The 15,280-nt window shown below is 72.0% G+C and carries 12 protein-coding genes; 9 read left to right on the forward strand and 3 right to left on the reverse strand.

Translation table 11 applies throughout. From position 1 onward, the window contains the following. The first annotated feature begins 2 nt into the window (after positions 1–2). Genes E6R18_RS05470 through E6R18_RS05485 form a run of 4 tightly spaced genes read left to right on the forward strand, consistent with a single transcriptional unit; the run spans position 3 to position 3,747 of the window. A complete protein-coding gene (locus E6R18_RS05470; protein ID WP_136315688.1) occupies positions 3–749 on the forward strand; it encodes an urease accessory UreF family protein in 747 nt (248 codons plus the stop codon). A 30-nt stretch (positions 750–779) separates the two neighbouring features. Further along, positions 780–1,400: an urease accessory protein UreG gene (ureG, locus tag E6R18_RS05475; protein ID WP_136315689.1), complete on the forward strand. Its 621-nt coding sequence runs from the start codon at positions 780–782 to the stop codon at positions 1,398–1,400. 1 nt (position 1,401) lies between these two features. Then, a complete protein-coding gene (locus E6R18_RS05480) occupies positions 1,402–2,361 on the forward strand; it encodes an urease accessory protein UreD (protein ID WP_136315690.1) in 960 nt (319 codons plus the stop codon). A 36-nt stretch (positions 2,362–2,397) separates the two neighbouring features. Further along, a complete protein-coding gene (locus tag E6R18_RS05485; protein WP_136315691.1) occupies positions 2,398–3,747 on the forward strand; it encodes an ammonium transporter in 1,350 nt (449 codons plus the stop codon). 58 nt (positions 3,748–3,805) lie between these two features. Here E6R18_RS05485 and E6R18_RS05490 read toward each other — a convergent pair whose 3' ends face one another. Beyond that, positions 3,806–5,209 (reverse strand): lipase maturation factor family protein, encoded by a 1,404-nt coding sequence (locus tag E6R18_RS05490; protein WP_136315692.1) that lies wholly within the window; start codon positions 5,207–5,209, stop codon positions 3,806–3,808. A 135-nt stretch (positions 5,210–5,344) separates the two neighbouring features. Here E6R18_RS05490 and E6R18_RS05495 point away from each other — a divergent pair, with 135 nt between their 5' ends. After that, entirely contained in the window at positions 5,345–6,514 is a 1,170-nt protein-coding gene (locus E6R18_RS05495) for a DUF6777 domain-containing protein (RefSeq protein WP_136315693.1), read from the forward strand. A 15-nt stretch (positions 6,515–6,529) separates the two neighbouring features. Here E6R18_RS05495 and E6R18_RS05500 read toward each other — a convergent pair whose 3' ends face one another. After that, positions 6,530–7,963, reverse strand: coding sequence for a carotenoid oxygenase family protein (locus E6R18_RS05500; protein WP_136315694.1), 1,434 nt, complete (start codon positions 7,961–7,963; stop codon positions 6,530–6,532). A gap of 191 nt (positions 7,964–8,154) precedes the next feature. On the opposite strand from E6R18_RS05500, the gene E6R18_RS05505 reads away from it, so the two are divergent. After that, on the forward strand, positions 8,155–8,751 hold the full coding sequence (locus E6R18_RS05505; protein WP_136315695.1) for a hypothetical protein: 597 nt from the start codon (positions 8,155–8,157) through the stop codon (positions 8,749–8,751). 124 nt (positions 8,752–8,875) lie between these two features. Next, complete coding sequence (locus E6R18_RS05510; protein ID WP_136315696.1) at positions 8,876–9,928, forward strand: chitinase; 1,053 nt, start codon at positions 8,876–8,878, stop codon at positions 9,926–9,928. A gap of 64 nt (positions 9,929–9,992) precedes the next feature. Here E6R18_RS05510 and E6R18_RS05515 read toward each other — a convergent pair whose 3' ends face one another. Further along, on the reverse strand, positions 9,993–11,360 hold the full coding sequence (locus E6R18_RS05515; RefSeq protein WP_136315697.1) for an FAD-dependent oxidoreductase: 1,368 nt from the start codon (positions 11,358–11,360) through the stop codon (positions 9,993–9,995). 273 nt (positions 11,361–11,633) lie between these two features. Between E6R18_RS05515 and E6R18_RS05520 the strand changes: the two genes are divergently transcribed. Both E6R18_RS05520 and E6R18_RS05525 read left to right on the forward strand, forming a co-directional pair. After that, positions 11,634–13,700 carry a SpoIIE family protein phosphatase gene (locus tag E6R18_RS05520; RefSeq protein WP_206308220.1) on the forward strand — a complete coding sequence of 689 codons (2,067 nt, stop codon included), beginning with the start codon at positions 11,634–11,636 and terminating at the stop codon, positions 13,698–13,700. 146 nt (positions 13,701–13,846) lie between these two features. Further along, the gene (locus E6R18_RS05525) at positions 13,847–15,250 is read left to right on the forward strand and encodes a wax ester/triacylglycerol synthase family O-acyltransferase (RefSeq protein WP_136315698.1); all 1,404 of its coding nucleotides are present in this window, start codon (positions 13,847–13,849) and stop codon (positions 15,248–15,250) included. The last annotated feature ends 30 nt before the right edge of the window (positions 15,251–15,280 follow it).

The raw sequence follows: 15,280 nt of genomic DNA on the forward strand, positions 1-15,280 counted from the left end.
CGATGTACCGCAAGGAAGGCGACATCGCGGGCGAACCCGGCCCGGCGGGGACCACGGCCGCCGTGGGCCTGGGACCGCTGCTGGTCAGCCTCCAGCTGACCGACTCCGCGTTCCCGAGCGGCTTCTACACGCTCTCGCACAGCCTGGAGGGCTTCGCCCAGGCGGGCGCCGTGGACGCCGCGAGCCTGCCGCTGCTGCTCAAGGACCTGCTGCTGCACGGCGTCGGTCCCGCCGACGCCACCGCGCTCGCCCTCGCCCACCGGGCGACCGCCGCGGGCGACGTGGAGGCCGTCGTCAGGATCGACGAGCACCTGTTCGCCACGAAGCTGGGCCGCGAGATGCGCCAGGCCGCCACGCGGACCGGGCGCCAGCTCCTGGACCTCGGCCACGAGGTCTTCGGCCGGCCGGAGATCGGCGACTACTTCGGCCGGGTCGTACGCCGTGAGGCCCCCGGCACCCAGGCGGTGGCGGCCGGGGTCGTCTACGCGGCGACCGGCGTCCCGGTCCGCCAGGCCGTCGCCGCCGACCTGTTCGCGTTCTGCGTCAGCTTCGCGGGCGCCGCCCTGCGGCTGCGGCTGACCGACCACCGCACGGCGCAGACCCTGCTCAGGGGCGCGGCGCCGGTCATCGAGACGGCCGTCGACGCGGCGCTGCGCAGGGAACTGGACGACGTCGGCGCCACCGTCTTCGCCTCGGACGTCATGTCGGGCCGTCACGAACGCGCCGAGGCCCGGCTCTTCGCGAGCTGAACCCACCCCCACCACTCACCAGGGAGCACCATGGACGACAACGTACTGCGGGTCGGCATCGGCGGACCCGTCGGTTCCGGCAAGACCGCGCTCATCGAGGCGCTGGTGCCCGTACTGATCGAACGCGGCCACCGCCCCGCCGTCATCACCAACGACATCTACACCCAGGAGGACGCCCAGCACGTCCGTCGCACGCTGGCCGGCGTCCTCGAACCCGAGCGCGTCGTCGGCGTCGAGACGGGCGCCTGCCCGCACACCGCCGTGCGCGACGACCCCACGATGAACCTGGCGGCCGGCGCCGAGATGCTGGAGCGCTTCCCGGACACCGACACGCTGCTGTACGAGTCCGGCGGCGACAACCTCACCCTGACGTTCAGCCCGGCCCTGGTCGACCTGTTCCTCTTCGTGCTGGACACCGCCGAGGGCGAGAAGATGCCCCGCAAGCGCGGCCCCGGCATCACCGACTCCGACCTCCTGGTCATCAACAAGATCGACATCGCGCAGTACGTGCGCACGGACATCGGCGTCATGGAGTCCGACGCCCACCGGGTCCGCGGGGATGGCCCCGTCGTCCTCACCGACTGCCTGACCGGCGTCGGCATCGACGAGATCGCCGGCTACCTCGAATCGCGCCGCAAGGTGCTGATCTGACATGCCGCTCGCCCCGCAACGGCCGAAGGCAGGCCGGCTCGCCGAGGAGTACTACACCGCCGTCCGCGTCCCCCCGGACGTGGCGGCCCTCGCCTCCGTCCCGGACACGCTGGCGCCCGGCTCGCCGGCCAAGGTCGGCATCCTCGACCTCGACTTCGCCGTACGGGGCGAGCGCACCGAACTCGTCGGGCGCTACCAGAAGACCCCGCTGCAGATCATGCGGCCGCTGTGGATCGACCCCGCGATGCCCGGCATGGCCTACGTCTATCTGATGGCGACCGGCGGCGGCATCGCCCAGGCCGACCGCTACCGCATGGACTTCCGCTGCGGCCCGGACACCCAGGTCCACCTGACCACCCAGGCCGCCACCAAGGTCTTCAAGATGGAGCACGACTACGCGAGCCAGCGGGTGCACCTGACGGCCGAGGCCGGCAGCTACGTCGAGTACCTGCCCGACCCGATGATCCCGTTCGAGGACGCGCGCTTCTACCAGCGCACCGAGGTCACCGTCGCACCCGGCGCCACGGTCCTCGTCGGCGACACCCTCACCGCGGGCCGGCTCGCCCGGGGCGAGCGCCACGCCTACCGGACGCTCGCCACCGACCTGCGCGTCAGCAGGCCCGACGGCACCCTCCTCGCCGTCGACACCCTGCGCCTGGCCCCCGGAAGGACGGGCCACGGTGTGCTCGGGCCCGGGGTGTTCGCCGGGCACGACCACGTCGCCTCGCTCTTCGCCGTGACCGACCGCGTCCCGGCCACCGGCCTCGCCGACACCCTGCACGAGGCGCTCGCCCCACTCGGCGTCCTGTACGGGGTGAGCGTGCTGCCCCGGGACTGCGGCGCCTGGGTGCGGCTGCTCGACGACAGCCCGATCCGGGTCGCCGCCGCGCACCGGGCCGCCTGGCACGCCGTACGCCGGCTGCTCACCGGCCACCCGCCGCCGGACCTGCGCAAACCGTAGCCCCCCGCCCCCCCACCCCCACACGAGGGACCGCCGATGATCACCGCTCCCGCGCCCATGCCGGCCGCGTACGACTCCGGGGACACCGCCTGGCTGCTCGCCGCCACCGCCATGGTCCTGCTCATGACGCCCGGACTCGCGTTCTTCTACGGCGGCATGGTGCGCACCCGGCACGTGCTCATGATGATCAAGATGAGCTTCGCCGCCCTGGCCTTCGGCACCCTCGTCTGGTGGGTCATCGGATACACCCTGGCGTTCGGGCCCGACGTGGGAGGTGCCGGGCTGATCGGGAACCTCGACCACGTGTTCATGAAGGGCATCCAGCTGAACACGCTGAGCGGTGCCATCCCCACGTACATCTACAGCACCTTCCAGATGGGCTTCGCCATCATCACCGTGGCGCTGATCAGCGGCTCGATCGCCGACCGTGCCACGATGAGAGGTTGGCTCGTCTTCGTCGTGCTGTGGCTGCTGATCGTCTACATTCCCGCCGCGCACTGGGTGTTCGACAAGGACGGCTGGATCGTGAAGCACCTCGGCGCCCTCGACTTCGCCGGCGGCCTGCCGGTGGAGCTCAACTCCGGGGTCGCCGGGCTCGCCGTCGCCCTGGTGCTGCGCGCACCGCGCGACTTCGCCCGCCGTGAGGAGCGCCCCAACAACATCCCGCTCGTGGTCGTCGGCGTCGGGCTCCTGTGGTTCGGCTGGTTCGGCTTCAACTCCGGCTCCGCGCTCACCGACCAGGGCACGGCCGCCGCCGCCTTCATCAACACCCAGCTCGGGGCCGCGGGCGCCATGGTGACCTGGCCGCTGGTGGAGAAGTGGCGCACCGGACGGGTCACCACCATGGGCGTCGTCTCGTCCGCCGTCGCCGGCATGGTCGCCATCACCCCGGCGTGCGGCGAGATCAACACGCTCGGCGCGGTGATCACCGGCCTCGTCGTCGGCGCGGTGAGCGCCTTCGCGATCACGCTGAAGTTCCGCTTCAACGTGGACGACACGCTCGACGTGGTGGGTGTGCACGGGGTCGGCGGTCTGATCGGCCTGATCATGGTCGGGCTCTTCGCCACCGCGCGCGTCAGCGGCAAGGAGGGCCTTTTCTACGGCGGCGGCTGGGGCCTGCTCGGCAAGCAGCTCGTCGCCATCGTCTCCATGATCGCCTTCTCGTTCATCCTCACCTGGATCATCGCCAAGGCCGTCGACGTGACCGTCGGCTTCCGGGCGAAGGAGGAGTACGGCAACGTCCCGGGCGAGGAGGTGGAGCGGGCGTACGACTTCCAGACCGCCGAGCGTCTGGGCGCACTGGTCTCCGGCAAGCGGGTGGAGAGCGACGACGAACTGGTCAAGCAGATCACCCGGCTGCTGCGCGCCCGCGAGAACGACAACTAGGTTCTGCCCGGCGGACCTTCCCGGGCCCGGGAAGGTCCGCCGGGCAGGGCACCAGCCGCTACCTCCTGGTCGGCCGCAGGAAGTCGCGCACGAACGTGCGGTGCCACCAGCAGCCGGTGGCCCGCAGCTCGTGCCAGGTGGTGAACCGGTAGCGGAAGACCCTGGCCCGCACCTGGGCCGGCGGGGCGCCGGGGAACGGGTTGTGCCGCAGCAGTCGCAGCGTGTCCCGGTCGTTCTCCAGCAGCCGCTCCACGAACGGGCCGAACCAGGCACGGGCGTACGCGGGCGACAGCGCCGCGAACCACATCATCCAGTCCAGCCGCAGATGGTACGGGGCGAACTGGCGCGGCAGCCGCCGCGGATCGCCCGGCTTGCCCCAAAAGCCGTACTCCTTCCACACCGTGCCCGGGTGCACCATCGCGTCATCGGTGCCCTCGACCACCACCTCCAGCCGGACCCGGCTGACGCTGCCGAACGCGCCGTACGTGTTGACCAGGCGCAACGGGTCGAAGGAGCGGTTCATCACCTGACGGCGGGAGACCAGATTGCGGGCCGGGCGGTAGCTGAGGGCCAGGACCAGGGCGGTCACGGCGATCACCACCACCTCGTACCAGAGCGGCGCACCCCGCTGGGCGGGCGGTTCGGACAGCGGCGACCAGTCGATGACCGGCAGGGCGAGCGTGATGGTCAGCCAGTTCAGCCAGGCGAAGTTCCCCGAGAGCACCAGCCACAACTGCGTGACGATCATCAGGCCCGCCGCCACGCTCGCCACCGGCTGCGGGGTGAGGAGCAGGACCGGGACGAGCAGCTGCGTCACATGGTTGGCCGCCGCCTCCATACGGTGCACGGGCCGGGGGAGACGGTGGAAGAACCAGCTCAGGGGCCCGGGCATCGGCTGGGTCTCGTGATGGAAGTCCAGGCACGTCAGCTTCCGCCAGCAGGCGTCACCGCGCCACTTGATGAGCCCGGCGCCGAACTCCAGCCGGAAGAGCAGCCACCGCAGCAGCCACAGCACGAGCACCGGTGGCGCCGTGCCCGCGTTGCCCAGGAAGACGGCGAGGAAGCCCGTCTCCAGGAGCAGCGACTCCCAGCCGAAGCCGTACCAGACACCGCCGACCTGCACGATCGACAGATACAGCAGCCACGGCAGGGCCCACAGCGCCATCGCCGCCCCCAGCGGCACCCGGTTGTCCACGCCCGCGACGAGCGCGACGGCGAGGGCGCAGCCCGTCCAGGCGACCGCGGTGAAGGAGCGGTCGGAGTAGTGGAGGCGGAAGAGGCCCGGGGCGGTGCGCCAGGTCGTGCGCCGCAGGACGCCGGGGGCGGGCAGCATGCCGCGCTCGCCGATCAGCGCCCGGAACTGGAGCGCGGCGGTGAGGAAGGCGGCCAGGTAGATGACGGCAAGGGCCTTCTGGAAGACCAGCCGGCCCAGCCAGTAACCGTCTGCGGTGAACCACTCCATCGCTACCAGTATCGGCCCGCGGCCCCCTGGGCGCGGGACGTGCCCGGAGCGCCGTCCGTTTGCGGCGGAACGGGAAGTGCGGCAGACATGAGGGGAGCGAACCGGGAGACCGGTGACCAGGCAGGAGACCCCTTCGTGCACCCACGCATACGTCTGCGACGCACCGTGTCCGCCCTCCTCCCCGTCGGCCTCCTCCTCGCCGCGGGCTGCGCCCCGGACGCCTCCCCGCCCGCCGGGACGGCCGACGACGACGTCCTCCTCCAGCCGGCCGCCGATCCCGGACCGTCCCCGTTCACCGGTTCCACGGCGAGCGAGCCCGGCGCGGCGCCGGGTACACGCTCCGGTGACCGCTCCACGTCGGCCCCCGGCGACGGGAAGCCGCTCACGCGCACCGGATCGACGCCCGGCCTCTACGGTGGAACGCGCGCCGTCCCGTCCTGCGACGTCGAGACCCAGATCCGCATGCTTGCCGCCGACCCGGCCAGGGAAGAGGCATTCGCGCGCACCGTCTCGGTCGCCCCCGGCCAGGTCCCCGCCTTCCTGCGGGCCCTGACCCCCGTCCTGCTGCGCGCCGACACGCTGGTCACCGCGCACGGCTTCCGCGCGGGCTCCGTCACGGCGTTCCAGTCCGTGCTCCAGGCGGGCACCGCGGTCATGGTCGACGGCCGCGGCGTCCCGCGCGTCCGCTGCGCCTGCGGCAACCCCCTGGACCCGCCGGCCCGGGGGGCGGGGGCCACGGCCGGCAAGGGCGAGCGGTGGGAGGGGTTCGACCCGGCGCGGACCGTCGTGATCGAGCCCGCGGCCCGGCCAGTCCCCGAGCTGGTGATCGTGGATGAGCAGCATCAGGCGTGGATCGCGCGGCCCTCGGGCGACGAGGGCGCCGGGGACCGCGCCCCCGCGGTGCCGCCGCCCTACGGCCCCGGCACCGACATCACAGGGCCGCTCCCCGAGGCGCCGCCGACCGGTACCGAGGAGCCGCGGGCACCGAAGAAGTCCGCGCGGCCCGAGAAGCCGGCGGAACCGACACCGTCGCGCCCCCTGCCGCCCGGGGACTGCCCGACGCCCGCCCTGCCGACGCCGCCCGGCGAGCCGGCGGGCGGCGTCGGCGTACCCGCCCGGTCGCCCGGGGAGACGCGCTGCCCGACGCCCACCGGCGTGCCCTCCGACAGCCCCACGGACGGGTACCCGGACGAGTCGTCCGAGCCGGAGCCCGACGACCCGCCGCAGGACGTGGTGCCGCCCATGACCGATGAACCGCAGACGTCCATCAAGCTGCCCCGGAACGACCGGCCGGCGGCCCGGTGAGGGGGCGCGGCCGGCTCACTCCTCGGTCGGCAGCCAGTTCCCGTGGAGGCCCAGCGGGACCCGCACCGGAATGCGCACCCGGGCCACCGGGCCCGACGCCGGGTCCTCGGACGGAATGACGAGCAGCCAACTGCTCGCGTCGGTGCGGTCGGTGGCATAGGTCATCCAGTAGCCGGCCTCGCCGGGGCCGGTGCCCGGAACGGGAGCGAAGACCGGCTCGCCCACCGACAGGTTTCCGGCCCGCCACGCGACATGCGGGCCCGAGGGGTCGCCGCCGTCGTACCAGCGCAGTTCGTCGAACTCGCCCGGCAGCAGATCCGGGTTGCCCGAGTCCGAGGCCACGGCCAGCTGGCGGTGGCGCCGGCCGATCAGGCGGTCGTCGGTGCGGGGGAGCTCCATCCGGGCGTCGTCCAGGACGGTGCGGCGCATGCTGCCCGCATCGGGGTCGATGACCGCGCGCACCAGGCCCGCTCGGTTGGGTCGTCCGGCCTCGTCGGGAGTGCCCATGGCCAGGCGCGTCCACTGCACGTAGTCGAGCACCACGTCTCCGCCGTCCGGTTCGGTGTCGAACGCGTTGACCGTGTGCCACAGCCAGAAGGCGTCGTCGGCCGCCCAGCGCACCGGGCCGCCGTCGCGGGGGACCAGGGCGACGCGGGTGCCGCGTTCGGGACGCCAGTCGATCATGGAGCCGCCGTTCATCGCCGCGTCGATGTCGAAGAACACGGGCGCCAGCACGATCACCAGGAAGCGCGGTGTGAGCGCCATGTCGTGGATCATCATCGGCTCGTCCACCCCGTCGATCGTGGTGGGACCGCGCACCACGTCGCCGAAGGGGCCGATCGCGGACCAGGTGAGGTAGGGCGCTTCGAGGCCGTAGCAGAAGACGAGCATCTCGCCGGTGACCGGGTCGATCTTGGGGTGCGCGGTGATCCCGGCCGGCAGCGCCCCGCCGAACGTCTCCTTCCCGACGGTCCCCAGCTCCGGCGTCATCAGGAACGGGCAGTCGGACTCGGCGAGCGCCAGCAGCCGTCCCGCGTGGCGCACCACGTTGATGTCGGGCATGTCCCGGAAGGTGTTGGCCAACTCCGGCTCGACGTCCGGCGCCTGCGGCAGGATCATCGACTCGATCCCGCCCCACAGCGCCCGCCCGGCCCGCTCCTCGGCGACCACGGCGGGGGTCCGCACGAACCGGTTGCGGTAGCGGGCGCGGCCGCCGGAGATCCACACCCCGTGCAGCATGCCGTCCCCGTCGATGGGGTAGAGGTACGAACCGATCGGTGTGAAGCGGGGGTTGGGCCCGTTGCGCAGGAACACCCCGTCCAGCTCGTCGGGCAGAGCGCCCGTGACGTGGAGATCCGCCTCGTCCACCTCCTCGGTGACCGGGGCGAAGCGGCCGGAGAGATGGACGACACGGCTCGGGTCGAAGGGGTGTGCGGTATGTGCGGCCATGGCGGCCTCCCTCGCCGGGGCGGTGCGCACCCGGATGCGGGCCGGGCTGACCCTTCATTCAATCTCCGGCCCCGGCCCGTCGCAACGCGGAACGGATGTCGTCCGCACGGGATGCGGCGGTCTTCCCGAGGGCCCACCATGGAAGGCGCGGCAGGTCGCCGTGCCGGGCCCACGCCCTTCGGAGGTGTCCGGTGGATCAGGTCCGTTCCGGGCGGCGCACCGGGAACCTCTTCTTCGCGTTCGCCCCGTGGATCATCTTCATCGTCATCGCCTCTCCCAGTACCTGGGAGTACGCGGCGCTGGCCGCCCTGGTGGCCGCCGTCGCGCTCAACCTGCCGGACATGCGCCGCGGTTCCTTCAAGATCCTTGAGGCCACCGGCATCGTCTTCTTCGCGGTCCTCAGCGTCCTGGCGCTGTTCCTGGACCGGCAGGACCTGTACTGGGTGGAGCGGTACGCGCAGGTCCTGTCCAGCGGCGTGATCGCGGTGGTGGCCCTCGGTTCGCTGGCGTTCGTCCCCTTCACGGAGCAGTACGCCCGTGAGTCCACGCCCCGCGAGGTGTGGGGCTCGCCCGTGTTCCGCCACGTCAACCGGGTGCTGACGCTGCTGTGGGGTGCGGTCTTCGCCGTCACGGCCCTGCTGGGCCTCCTGGCGCTGCACACCTCGTCCGGCGCCGACTGGTACAACTGGATCATCCCCGTCGTCCTGCTGGTCCTCGCCGTCCGGTTCACCGAGCGCTACCCGGACCGGGTGCGCGAGCGGGCCCGCGACGCGCACGCCTCCCCATGAGGCCCACCGGCCCCACTTTGGTCCAGACCTATTGACGGAAGGTCTGGACCACTTTACGTTGGGCGGCGTTCACGATCCGGTTGCGTGTTGTCAGGGGCATGCCATTCGAGGAAGAGGTCCCGCCATGTTCGGTCGCACATCACGTCTGCTGGGGGTCGGCCTCGCGGCGGCGTGCATCGTTCCGATGCTCGTCGCGGCCAAGCCGAGCGCCGCGCAGGAGGACACCTGCGCGGTCAAGTCGAAGCCCACGGGCAAGGTGCTCCAGGGGTACTGGGAGAACTGGGACGGGGCGTCCAATGGGGTGCACCCGCCGCTGGGCTGGATCCCCGTCACCGACAGCCGCATCCCGCAGCACGGCTACAACGTGATCAACGCGGCCTTCCCGGTCATCCTCTCGGACGGCACCGTCCAGTGGCAGGACGGGATGGACTCGACCGTCAAGGTCCCCACGCCCGCCGAGATGTGCCAGGCCAAGGCGTCCGGGCTCACCACCCTGATGTCGATCGGCGGCGCCACCGCCGGCATCGACCTCAGCTCCACGGCCGTCGCCGACCGCTTCGTGGACACGGTGGTGCCGATCCTGAAGAAGTACAACTTCGACGGCATCGACATCGACATCGAGACCGGCCTCACCGGCACCGGCAACATCAACCAGCTCTCCGCATCGCAGGCCAACCTGATCCGCATCATCGACGGCGTGCTCGCGCGGATGCCGTCCAACTTCGGTCTGACCATGGCGCCCGAGACGGCGTACGTCACCGGCGGGAGCATCGTCTACGGCTCGATCTGGGGCGCGTACCTGCCGATCATCAAGAAGTACGCGGACAACGGCCGGCTCTGGTGGCTGAACATGCAGTACTACAACGGCAGCATGTACGGCTGCTCCGGCGACTCGTACTCCGCCGGCACCGTGCAGGGCTTCACCGCTCAGACGGACTGCCTGAACAAGGGGCTCGTCATCCAGGGCACCACGATCAAGGTCCCCTACGACAAGCAGGTCCCCGGCCTGCCCGCCCAGCCCGGCGCCGGCGGAGGCCACATGGCACCCGGCCTCGTCTCCCAGGCATGGAACCACTACGGCAACAGCCTCAAGGGCCTGATGACCTGGTCGCTGAACTGGGACGGCTCCAAGAACTGGACCTTCGGCGACAACGTGAAGGCGCTCCAGGGACGCTGACACCCCTTGTACGGCGAAGGCCCCGCACACCCGGACCGGGCGTACGGGGCCTTCGCCGCGGGTGTCAGCTGCCGGCCTCGGAGGCGTCCAGCATGGCCTCGCGCTCCACGACCTTGATCCGCTCGCGGTCCTGCTCCGCACCCAGGGCGCGCTCGTGCGCGTCCAGGCGGTACCAGCCCTCGCGGGTGGTGTAGCGGACGCCGCGCGCCTCCAGGAACGCGGTGACGGCCTCGGGCTCGGGCTGTGCCGGGGTGGGCAGCCGGTCCGCGGCGTGGTCCTCCAGGAGGCAGGCGACCGTCTCGTTGGCGTCGCCCTTGGTGTGCCCGATCAGGCCGATCGGCCCCCGCTTGATCCAGCCGGTGACGTACACCGACTCCATCGGCTCCCCGCCCGCCAGGACCCGTCCCGCGGCGTGCGGCACGGTGCCGGACGCGACGTCGAAGGGCAGCTTCGGCAGCTCCTGCGAGTAGTAGCCGACCGCCCGGTAGACGCTCTGGACGTCCCAGTCGTGGAAGGTGCCGGTGCCCCGGACATTGCCCGTGCCGTCCAGCTCCGTGCGCTCGGTGCGCAGCCCGGTGACCCGGCCGTCCTCGCCGAGGATCTCCACGGGGGACTCGAAGAAGTGCAGGAACAGCTTGTGCGGCCGGTCGCCGACGTCGCGGATCGCCCAGTTCTCCAGCGTGGAGGCGACCATGTTGGCCTGCTTGTTCCCGCGCCGGGTCTCGATGGACCCCTCGTCGTAGTCGATGTCCTCGGGGTTGACGATGACCTCGATGTTCGGCGAGTGGTCCAGCTCCCGCAGCTCCATCGGGCTGAACTTGGCCTGCGCCGGGCCGCGCCGCCCGAAGACGTGCACCTCCAGCGCCTTGTTCGCCTTGAGGCCGTCGTAGACGTTGGCGGGGATCTCCGTGGGCAGCAGCTCGTCGGCGGTCTTGGCCAGGATGCGGGCCACGTCCAGGGCGACGTTGCCCACGCCCAGCACGGCGACCTTCTCGGCCTCCAGCGGCCAGGTGCGCTCCACGTCCGGGTGGCCGTCGTACCAGGAGACGAAGTCGGCGGCCCCGTACGAACCGTCCAGGTCGTTGCCCGGGATGTCCAGGGCGCGGTCCGCGTCGGCGCCGGTGGAGAAGATCACCGCGTCGTAGAAGGTCCGCAGCTCGTCGAGGCCCAGGTCGTTCGGGTAGTCGACGTTGCCGAAGAGGCGCAGCTGCGGCTTGTCCAGCACCTGGTGCAGCGCCTGCACGATGCCCTTGATGCGCGGGTGGTCGGGGGCCACGCCGTAGCGGATCAGGCCGAAGGGTGCGGGCATCCGCTCGAACAGGTCGATGGAGACGCCCGGGTCGGCGGCGGCGTCGGATTTGAGCAGCGCGTCCGCTGCGTAGATGCCGGCGGGACCGGCTCCGACGATGGCGACGCGGACGGGGCGTGTCATGGCGAGCTGTTCCTTCGAACGGATGAGCAGAAACAGGGCCGGATTAGTAAGGCAAGGCTTAGTCGACCCCGTCCACACGTTAGCCGCTGCTCCTGCCCGGTTTCGGGGCGGGGCTGAGTTACCGGCCGGTATCCGGTATGCCGTCCTGTCGCCCTGCGCCCGAATTCCTTGAAAACCGGCCCCTCTGGAGCTTCCGAAAATGTGTTCCATTGCACATTCACCAGATGGACGGCTCAGTCGAAGATTCGGACAAATGGTGGCAGAGTGACGCACATGGATGATCGGGTAGCGGGTGCCCTGTCACTCCCGGACGACTGGCCCGCCCACCCGGATCTCAGCCTCGCCCTGAACCGAATGGGCAGCTTCGACTGGGATCTCGACAGCGGCCTCATGCACATGGACCGGACCGCCCTCGACGTGTTCGACCTCAGGGCCGACGAGTACGACAACCGGCCGGAGTCGCTCGGGCGGCGCGTGCCGCCCGACGAGGCCGTCCGGCTGGACGCCATGGTGTCCCAGGCGCTCAAGAGCGGCCGCGCCGACTACGGTGCCTACTTCCGCGTGCACAGGCGCGACGGGACACTGCGCTGGGCGCACACCCAGGGCTTCGTCCGGCGCGACGGCGCCGGACGGCCGCGCCGGATCATCGGCATCGTCAGGGACGCCACCCAGGAGCTCGCCGACTCCACCGCCCGCCGCGAGCTGGACGAGGAGCTGCGCCGCAGGACCAGCCTCGTGGACGCCACCACCGCGGCGCTGGCCCACGCCCGCACGGTCAAGGACGTCATCGAGGTCCTGAAGAACTCCGAGGGAATGGCCCTGCTCGGGGCGACCAGCCTGGTCATGGGGCTGATCGAGGCCGGCCGCATCCACCTGGTGGCCGACGGGCCCGAGGGGTCGTTCGTGCCCGGGACGCGCTACACCCGCACGGACGACCAGTACCCGATGAGCGAGGTCGTCCGCACGCTCGGCCCACGCTTCATCGAGTCGGCCGATGACTTCGCCGACTCCTACCCCGTCCTGTGGCCCCACATCAGCCACCTCGGCATCACCTCGGCCGCCTATCTGCCGCTGATCGCCCAGGCCCGCCCCATCGGCGCGCTCGGCCTGCTCTACAGCGGCAAGAACGGCTTCACCGCCGACGAACGCAACCTCCTGCTCGCCCTCGGCAGCTCCATCGCCCAGAGCCTCCAGCGCGCCATGCTCTACGAACAGGAGCACGACCTCGCCGAAGGGCTCCAGCAGGCCATGCTGCCGCGCCGGATCCCCGACGTGCCGGGCGCCCAGATCGCCGTGCGCTACCGCTCGGCCCGGCTGGGCCGGGACATCGGCGGCGACTGGTACGACGTCATCCCGCTGCCCGGCGGCCGGGTCGGCGCCGTCATCGGTGACGTCCAGGGTCACGACACCCACGCGGCCGCCGTGATGGGGCAGCTGCGCATCGTTCTGCGGGCGTACGCCGCCGAGGGGCACAGCCCCGCCACGGTCATGGCCCGGGCCTCCGTCTTCCTGCACGAACTCGACACCGACCGCTTCGCCACCTGCACCTACGTGGAGGCGGACCTGACCACCGGGGTGGTCCAGCTGGTCCGGGCCGGGCACGTGGACCCGCTGGTGCGCGACGCCGACGGGAGCTGCCGCAGGCTGCCGTCCGAGGGTGGGCTGCCGCTCGGGCTCTCCGCCGAGTTCGGCCGGCTGGAGTATCCGGTCGGCACGGTCGAGCTGGACCCCGGACAGACCATGGTGCTGTTCACCGACGGCCTGGTGGAGCAGCCGGGCTCCGATCTCGACGAAGGTACGCAGCAGCTCAGCGATCTGATCAGGAGCGGCCCGAAGGATCTCCAGCAGCTGGCCGACCGGCTCTGCGCCTCGGTGGACGAGCGCGGCGGCGAGGACGACGTGGCGGTGCTGCTCCTGCGCCGCAAGGCCGCACAGGCCCCGCAGCCAGGCGGCCGGCTCCAGCAGCACGTCGCGCAGAGCGACCCGGAGGCCCTCAGCTCGGCCCGCCACATGATCCGCGCGGCGGTACGGGCCTGGGGCGCCAAGGACCGGGCCGACGAGGTCGAACTGGCCGCCGACGAGCTGACCACCAACGCCCTGATGCACACGGACGGCGGCGCGATCGTCACCATCCGGGTGCTGACCGGCCCCGGTCGGCGGCTCCGGGTCGACGTCGAGGACCGGTCGAGCGCCCTGCCGCGCCGCCGGGACGCCGGTGAGTCGGGGGTCTCCGGGCGCGGACTGATGCTGGTCGACCAGCTGGCGGACGCCTGGGGCGTCGAGTCCCGGGGCACCGGCAAATGCGTCTGGTGCGAATTCGCCATTCCGCCACGCGGCTGACCCGGCCCGCGCGTGGCCCGAACGGAGGGCGGATTGAGCGCAATCGACCTGTAACTGAACGTAACATGGCGGTACTTGACCGTAACGGAACGCGAGAGGTTGGCTGCGTCGTGGCCGGTCTCCGTCTTCGATGACATGAGGACCCGTTGGGCACTGAGCTACTGGCACCCCTCGATCTCGCCTTCTGGCACCTCGAGTCCGCTGCCCACCCCATGCACCTCGGCGCACTCGCCGTGTTCGCCCCGCCGCCGGACGGGGCCCCCGGCCCCGACACGCTCCTCGAACTCCTCGGCGCCCGGGCCTCGGCGATTCCCCGGCTGCGCATGCGGGTGCGCGACGTGCTGCTGCCGGTCGGCGGCGCGGCCTGGTTCGCCGACAAGGACTTCGACGTGCACCGCCACGTCATGCGCGTCACGCTGCCCGCCGATCGGAGCGCACCCGGCGGCGAGGGCTTCATGGCGGCGGCGACCGGGCTCGCGGGCGAGCTGATGGAGCGGCCGCTGCGGCGGGGCCTGCCGCCCTGGGAGATGTACCTCATCGACCCGGACGCCGACGGAACCTTCGCCGTGCTCGTCAAACTCCACCACGCGCTGGCCGACGGCATGCGGGCGGTCGCCATCGGGGCCGGGATCTTCGACGAGATCGCCTCCGCGACGGCCCGCCCCCGGTCCGCCGCCCCGTCCGCCCTGCCGCGCCCCGTGCCGCCCCGCTCCTGGATGCCGGGCCCGCGCCAGGTCGCCGTGCTCGCCCTCGGCCGGATCGAGGACCTCGGCCGTGCCTTCGGCGTCGGCGCCTCGCTGGTGCGGGCGGGCCGCCTCGATCCGCGCGGCGCGCCGGCGCTCAGGGCCGGCTCCAGCGGGACCCGGCGGCTGGCCACGGCCGACCTTGACCTCGAAACCGTGCGGCGGATCCGGCGCGTCTGCGGTGGCACGGGCAACGACGTGCTGCTCGCGGTCGTGGCGGGCGCGCTGCGCCACTGGATGCTGGAGCGCGGCGAGTCCCTGCCCGGCGACGACCCGCGCGCCCTGGTCCCCGTATCCCGTCGCAGGCCCGGCGGCGCGGCCACCGCGAACGGCAACCGGCTCTCCGCCTATCTCCTCGGCCTCCCCGTCTGCGAGGCCGACCCCTGGGAGCGGCTGCGGGCGGTACGCGGGGCGATGGACCGCAACAAGGCGGCGGGGCCGCTGCGGGGAGCGGGCGCGGTCGCGGTACTGGCCGACCAGCTTCCCTCGCTGGCCCACCGTTTCGGCGCCCCGCTCGCCGGGAACGCGGCCCGGATGCTCTTCGACGTCCTGGTCACCAGCGTGCCCCTGCCGCGCTCACGGCTCTCGCTGGCCGGCTGCCCCCTGAGCGCCCTCTACCCGATGGCGCCGCTGGCCCGGGGCCAGTCCATGGCCGTCGCGCTGACCACGTACGGCTCACGCGTGCACATCGGCCTGGTGGCCGACGGCAAGGCGCTCCCCGACCTGGAGCGGCTGGCGCGGTGCGTCGAGGAGGAGGCGGCCGGACTCCTCGCGGTGGCGGGGGAGGGGAGGCGGTCGGTCTCATAGATCGGACAGATAGCTTCGCCGTGGCCGCAT

This window comes from Streptomyces sp. A1277, assembly GCF_004795015.1.
Taxonomy (GTDB): domain Bacteria; phylum Actinomycetota; class Actinomycetes; order Streptomycetales; family Streptomycetaceae; genus Streptomyces.